This is a genomic window from Kitasatospora sp. NPDC043950 (assembly GCF_056435345.1).
On the sequence record NZ_JBWKER010000013.1, the window covers coordinates 40,888 to 46,630 of the forward strand.

A 5,743-nucleotide genomic window follows, 5' to 3' on the forward strand; every position below is an offset into this window, starting at 1 on the left:
ATCTAGGGGGACGGGTTGAAAACCACGGAAAACACAGAAGGAGAAAGAGGAACCACCCCCCATTCTCGGGCCTGGGCCGGGTGCTTGCACCTCGCCCCGGCGCCGGTCAGCGCGGCCCAGGCCCAGCGCAGCCACAGCAGCGCCAGGACGCCGAACAGCAGGACGGCCGCGGCGTTGTCGTGCAGGGCGCCGGTGAAGTCCCCGTGGGCCAGCGCGTGGACGCAGCGCAGCCCCCCGCAGCCGGGGCACCACCAGCCGGTGGCGGCCAGGAAGGGGCAGTCGGGGTAGTGCCCGGGGGTGTTCGGGTCCACCGCGGCGACGTAGACGGCGGGAACGGCCACCGCCGCCAGCGCGGCCAGCGGCGGCCCCAGCCGGCGCAGGACGGGCGGCAGGGCGGAGGTGGTGGAGGCGGAGGTCACGCCCCGATTCTGCCCGGGCCGGGCCCGGACAGAACGAAACGGCGGGCGTGGCGCGCCCGCCGTTCGGTACTGCTACGAGTCGGTACTGCTGCGAGTCGTACTGCTACGAGTCGTATCTACTGCGAGGAGTCCGTCGTCAGGCGGCGACGGCGGCCCGGGCCGCGCGCTGCTCCTCGTGCGAGGCGTACACGTTGGCGCTCGGCTGCTGGCCCATGCCCGCCATCGACATGGCCTTGCCGACCACGCCGCCGGCCAGGATGACCGCGATGCCGGCCCAGACCAGCATCACCGACGGGAGGATCATCGCGACCCCCGCGATCCCGAAACCGATGAACGTGATGGTCACGCCGGTCCAGGCGGCGGTGGTGTGACCGTGTGCTGCTGCTGCCATCTGAGTGGTGCTCCTAGCCTCTCGGGGCCCGGCCGGGCCTGCGGGGCCGCCGGCGGGTTGACGGGTTCCATTGTGCCGGGCCACACACCGGCGGCCCAAAGCGGGTGGCGGGTCTATCGCGTCACACCGGCGCCGGGGCCCGTTGAGGGCTGCTGAGGCCCGCTGGGGCCCGAAGCCTGGGCCCGCCCGGGCCCGGCGCTCAAGGCCGGCGCCCAGACCCCGCGCTCAGACCGTGGTCGGGTCCTCGCCCCGGTCCAGCGCCTTCCACAGGTCGGCCGGGGTGTCGCTCTTCGCCGGGGCCTTGCGGGTGGGCGCCTCGTAGCGGCTGCCCATGGCCGGCCAGCTCCGGCCGTAGCGGAGGGTGAGCAGCCCGGCGACGGCCAGCAGCAGCCCGCCGGCCAGCGCCACCCAGGGCCAGCCGGTGTGGCCGACCTCGGTGGCCGCCGAGCCGGACAGCGCCAGCTTGCGGGCCGCCTCGGCGTCCAGCGCGGCGGTGTCCCCGGCGCCCGCGGCCGAGGCGGCGGCCGCGCCGAGGCCTGCCAGCAGGGTCAGCGCGCCGACCGCGAGCCGGCCCGCGCCGCGCACCGCGAACACCGCGACGGCCGCCGCGAGCCCCACCAGGGCGAGCCCGCCCGGGAGTTCGGAGATCGCGCCGCCGGAGACGGACACCGCCAGGGTGCCGGCCCGGCCCTCGGCCCAGACCCGGCCGACGGCGGTCAGCACCAGCACGGCGCTCAGCACGGTCAGCAGGAGCATCACGCCGAGCGTCCGGCGGCCCGACGCGGGGGCCGGCGGGGCGGGTACGGGGGTCTGGTCAGGTGCGCTCACCCGTCCACTATCCCCCGCCCGGCGTCCGGCCCCGCACCCGGGGTGGGCGGCCCGGCCGGGAACTCGTCCGTCCGCAGCACCAGCGTCCGCCCGGCGAGCGGCAGGAAGAGATCGTTGCCGAACGGCACCCGCTCCGCCTCCCGGTACCCGTCGTCGACGGACGGCGCGGTGTGCACGGTGCAGGCCGCCGCCGCCGGGTCGACCACCACGTACAGCGGGATCCCGCTGCGCGCGTACGCCAGCGCCGCCGCGGCCAGGTGCGACCGGGCCACCTCCAGGACGGCCTCGACGGCGCCCTGGGGGTACCGGCCCCGGCCGTCGGGCTCCGCCCCCGGGGCGGTCACCGTCAGGTCGGGGATCAGGTCGGGGGCCCCGGCCGGGGCGTCGATCACGGCGCCGGACAGCACCCGGCCGTGCCCGCCCAACTGGTCCTCGATCTGGGCGGCCGCATCGAGCACCACCACCCGCCGCAGTTCGTCGGGCGACACCTCGGACATCCCGGCCGCCTCCCTCGACGACTGACGACACTGACGACACTGACGACTTACGACAGTTCCGGCGTCCGCAGCGTATTGGCGGTGGCGACGGCCCGCAGCACGGCGGCCGCCTTGTTGCGGCACTCGGTGTCCTCCCCGTGCGGGTCGGAGTCCGCGACCACGCCCGCGCCGGCCTGCACGAAGGCGGTGCCGTCGCGCAGCACGGCGGTGCGGATCGCGATCGCGGTGTCGGAGTCCCCGGCGAAGTCCAGGTAGCCGACGCAGCCGCCGTACAGGCCGCGGCGGGTGGGCTCCAGCTCCTCGATGATCCGCATCGCGCGGGGCTTGGGCGCGCCGGACAGGGTGCCGGCCGGGAAGCAGGCGGTCAGCACGTCGAAGGCGGTCCGTCCGGGCGCCACCCGGCCGGTGACGGTGGAGACGATGTGCATCACGTGGCTGTAGCGCTCGATGTGCATGAAGTCGACCACCTCCACGCTGCCCGGCTCGCAGACCCGGCCCAGGTCGTTGCGGCCCAGGTCGACCAGCATCAGGTGCTCGGCCCGCTCCTTGGGGTCGGCGAGCAGCTCGGCGGCCAGCGCCGCGTCCTCGTGCGGGGTGGCGCCGCGGTGCCTCGTCCCGGCGATCGGGTGCACCATCGCCTCGCCGCCGGTCACCTTGACCAGCGCCTCCGGGCTGGAGCCGACCACGTCGAAGCCGCCCTCGGCGGTGCCGTCCGGCCCCGGGAAGCGGAACAGGTACATGTACGGGCTGGGGTTGGTGGTGCGCAGCACGCGGTAGACGTCCAGCGCCGAGGCCGGGCAGGGCGCCTCGAAGCGCTGCGAAGGGACGACCTGGAAGGCCTCGCCGGCCCGGATCCGCTCCTTGACCACCTCCACCGCCGCCCGGTACGGCGCGCCGCCGAACGGGGAGCGGGCCTCGCCCGGCCCGGCCGGGGTGAAGGTGGCCAGGCCCGGGTCGACCGGCTTGAGCAGGTCAGCCTCCATGGCGTCCAGCCGGGCCACCGCGTCCGCGTAGGCCTCGTCCACGCCGCTGGCGAGGTCGTTGTGGTTGACGGCGTTGGCGATCAGCAGCACCGTGCCGTCGACGTGGTCGAGCACGGCGAGGTCGGTGGCGAGCAGCATGGTCAGCTCGGGCAGCCGCAGGTCGTCCGGGTTGAGGTCGGGCAGCTTCTCCAGCCGGCGGACGACGTCGTAGCCCAGGTAGCCGACCAGGCCGCCGGTGAGCGGCGGCAGGCCGTCGTCGTCGCGGCGCGGGGTGTGCAGCGCCTCCAGCGCGGCGCGCAGCACCTGCAAGGGGTCGCCGCCGGTCGGGATGCCGACCGGCGGGGTGCCCAGCCAGCGGGCCTCGCCGTCCTCCCCGACGGTGAGGACGGCGGCGCTGCGGACGCCGACGAAGGAGTAGCGCGACCAGCTGCGGCCCTGCTCGGCGGACTCCAGCAGGAAGGTGCCGGGCCGCTCCTCGGCGAGGCTGCGGTACAGGCCGATCGGGGTGAGACCGTCCGCGAGGAGCCTGCGGGTGACCGGGATGACCCGGGTGTCGACGGCGAGCTTGCGGAAGGCTTCGAGATCCATGGCGAGCGGCACCTTCTGGAGTTCCGGCAGGAGGAGTGGGCGGAGGGGTCAGGCGAGCGGGAGCACGTCGGCGTCGAAGCAGGTGCGGTCGCCGGTGTGGCAGGCGGCACCGGTCTGGTCGACCTTCACCAGCAGGGTGTCGCCGTCGCAGTCCAGCGCCACCGACTTGACCGCCTGGGCGTGGCCGGAGGTGTCGCCCTTCACCCAGTACTCGCGGCGGCTGCGGCTCCAGTAGGTGCAGCGGCCGGTGGTGAGCGTGCGGTGCAGCGCCTCGTCGTCCATCCAGCCCAGCATCAGCACCTCGCCGGTGTCGTACTGCTGCGCGATCGCCGGGAGCAGGCCGTCCTCGGTGCGCTTGAGGCGCGCGGCGATCTCGGGGGCCAGGGCGGTGGTGCCGGGGGTGGCGGGTGTGGTGGACATGGGGCCCATTGTTGCAGTCCGGGCCGCCGCCCCGGATGCGCCCTGTGCCCTGTGCCCTGTGCCTTGTGCGGTGGGCCCTACCCGGTGCACGCACAACCGCTGGACCGGATCCGCGCCGCCGGGGAGCCTCTCCGGCCCCACCCCGAACATCGCCGTAAAGGGGTGATTTCGGCCAACCGCCTGCCGGGCGGGCCCCGCGTGGGCCATCCTCATGGCCATGACCTCCGAGCAGCAGCCGCCCGCAGCCGCCGACTCCCGCCCGTCCCGGGGCCTGGTCCTCGCCGTCGTGGCCGTCCTGGCCGTGCTGCTCGCGGTGGTGGCCACCGTCCTGCTCTGGCCGGAGGAGCGCAAGCCCGCCGCCGCGCCGCCCCCGCCGACCCCCACGGCCACCCCGACCCCGACGCCCACGCCGACACCCACCCCGACCAGGACCCCGCCGTACGCCTTCTTCCCGGTCGGCGCCTGCTTCGACCACCCGCAGCTCAGCCCGGTGATCACCAAGGCTGAGGAGCGCCCCTGCACCGGCGAGCACGACGGCCAGGTGATCGCCGACCTGAAACTGGCCGACGGCCTGACCGGCGAGATCCCGATCGCGCTCGCCATGCGCGAGGGCTGCAAGGAGGCCGAGGCCGCCGCCAAGGCCCGCCAGAACGACGGGAAGACGTACTACGGCCGCCAGTTCGGCCCTGCCCAGGCCAACTACCAGCAGGGCTGGCGGGACTACACCTGCACCCTGACCGCTGGCAACAAGCAGGGCGGCCCCAAGCTCACCGGCAACCTGCGCTGACAGCCTCTATCGTGGCGCCATGTCGAACCACGCCCTCGCCGAACGCCACCGCCTCGCCGCACTCCTGGCCGCCGCCGGGCCGGACGCCCCCACCCTCTGCGCCGGGTGGACCACCCGCGACCTCGCCGCCCACCTGGTGGTCCGCGAGCACCGCCCGGACGCGGCGGCCGGACTGCTGATCGGCGCCCTCGCCGACCGGGCCCGCCGGGTGCAGTCCGCGTACGCCGAGCGCCCGTACGAGGAGCTGCTGAAGCTCTTCCGCTCCGGCCCGCCGGTGCTCTCCCCGTTCGCCCTGCCCGGCGCCGACGAGGCCGCGAACACCGTCGAGTACTACGTGCACGCCGAGGACGTCCTGCGGGCCGCCGACGACTGGACCCCCGCCCCGGTCCCCGCCGGCCGCGCCGAAGCCCTGTGGCGCCGACTGCCCCTGCTGGCCCGCCTGGAAGCCGGCCGCCGCTCCCCCGTCCGGCTGACCCTGCGCCGCCCCGACGGCCAGTCCCTCACCGTCGGCCCCACCGGCTCCCCCACCGTCCAACTCGCCGGCGACCCGGGCGAACTGATCCTCTTCACCTACGGCCGCGGCGCCCACACCACCCTCACCGTCGACGGCCCCCCGGACGCCCTCGAAGCCCTCCGCCACGTCCTGCCACTGCCGTAAGCCGCGTTGCCCCTCCTCGGACGAGAAGGGGCAACACATCATGAACGAATCCAGGGAACATCAATTCGGGTTTCGGCCCTCAGTCCTGCGCGGGGGGAAACCCCAAGGAAGGCACCTTGTCCCTTGTCAAAAACTGCATCCGTCACCTCCCCGTTGCCAACACCGACCGCCT

The 5,743-nt window shown here is 74.8% G+C and carries 8 protein-coding genes; 2 read left to right on the forward strand and 6 right to left on the reverse strand.

Features of this window, described 5'->3' with window-relative positions; all coding sequences use genetic code 11:
* Positions 1 to 2: 2 nt before the first annotated feature.
* The 6 genes from AC07BF_RS11570 to hisI all read right to left on the reverse strand — a co-directional run bounded on the left by AC07BF_RS11570 (position 3) and on the right by hisI (position 4,126).
* Positions 3 to 419 carry a DUF2752 domain-containing protein gene (locus AC07BF_RS11570; protein WP_478333298.1) on the reverse strand — a complete coding sequence of 139 codons (417 nt, stop codon included), beginning with the start codon at positions 417 to 419 and terminating at the stop codon, positions 3 to 5.
* A 136-nt stretch (positions 420 to 555) separates the two neighbouring features.
* The gene (locus tag AC07BF_RS11575; RefSeq protein WP_063347169.1) at positions 556 to 810 is read right to left on the reverse strand and encodes an HGxxPAAW family protein; all 255 of its coding nucleotides are present in this window, start codon (positions 808 to 810) and stop codon (positions 556 to 558) included.
* Positions 811 to 1,035: 225 nt separating this feature from the next.
* On the reverse strand, positions 1,036 to 1,638 hold the full coding sequence (locus AC07BF_RS11580) for a TIGR02234 family membrane protein (protein WP_371516596.1): 603 nt from the start codon (positions 1,636 to 1,638) through the stop codon (positions 1,036 to 1,038).
* Entirely contained in the window at positions 1,635 to 2,135 is a 501-nt protein-coding gene (locus tag AC07BF_RS11585) for a Uma2 family endonuclease (protein WP_363582806.1), read from the reverse strand. The genes AC07BF_RS11580 and AC07BF_RS11585 overlap by 4 nt, the downstream gene beginning before the upstream one ends.
* Before the next feature lie 47 nt (positions 2,136 to 2,182).
* Positions 2,183 to 3,706, reverse strand: a complete 1,524-nt coding sequence (locus tag AC07BF_RS11590) for an anthranilate synthase component I (RefSeq protein ID WP_363582808.1) — start codon at positions 3,704 to 3,706, stop codon at positions 2,183 to 2,185.
* A 48-nt stretch (positions 3,707 to 3,754) separates the two neighbouring features.
* Complete coding sequence (gene hisI, locus AC07BF_RS11595; protein WP_063347172.1) at positions 3,755 to 4,126, reverse strand: phosphoribosyl-AMP cyclohydrolase; 372 nt, start codon at positions 4,124 to 4,126, stop codon at positions 3,755 to 3,757.
* A 217-nt stretch (positions 4,127 to 4,343) separates the two neighbouring features.
* On the opposite strand from hisI, the gene AC07BF_RS11600 reads away from it, so the two are divergent.
* Positions 4,344 to 4,913, forward strand: a complete 570-nt coding sequence (locus AC07BF_RS11600) for a hypothetical protein (protein ID WP_400811987.1) — start codon at positions 4,344 to 4,346, stop codon at positions 4,911 to 4,913.
* Between the two features lie 19 nt (positions 4,914 to 4,932).
* On the forward strand, positions 4,933 to 5,571 hold the full coding sequence (locus AC07BF_RS11605; protein ID WP_363582812.1) for a TIGR03085 family metal-binding protein: 639 nt from the start codon (positions 4,933 to 4,935) through the stop codon (positions 5,569 to 5,571).
* The last annotated feature ends 172 nt before the right edge of the window (positions 5,572 to 5,743 follow it).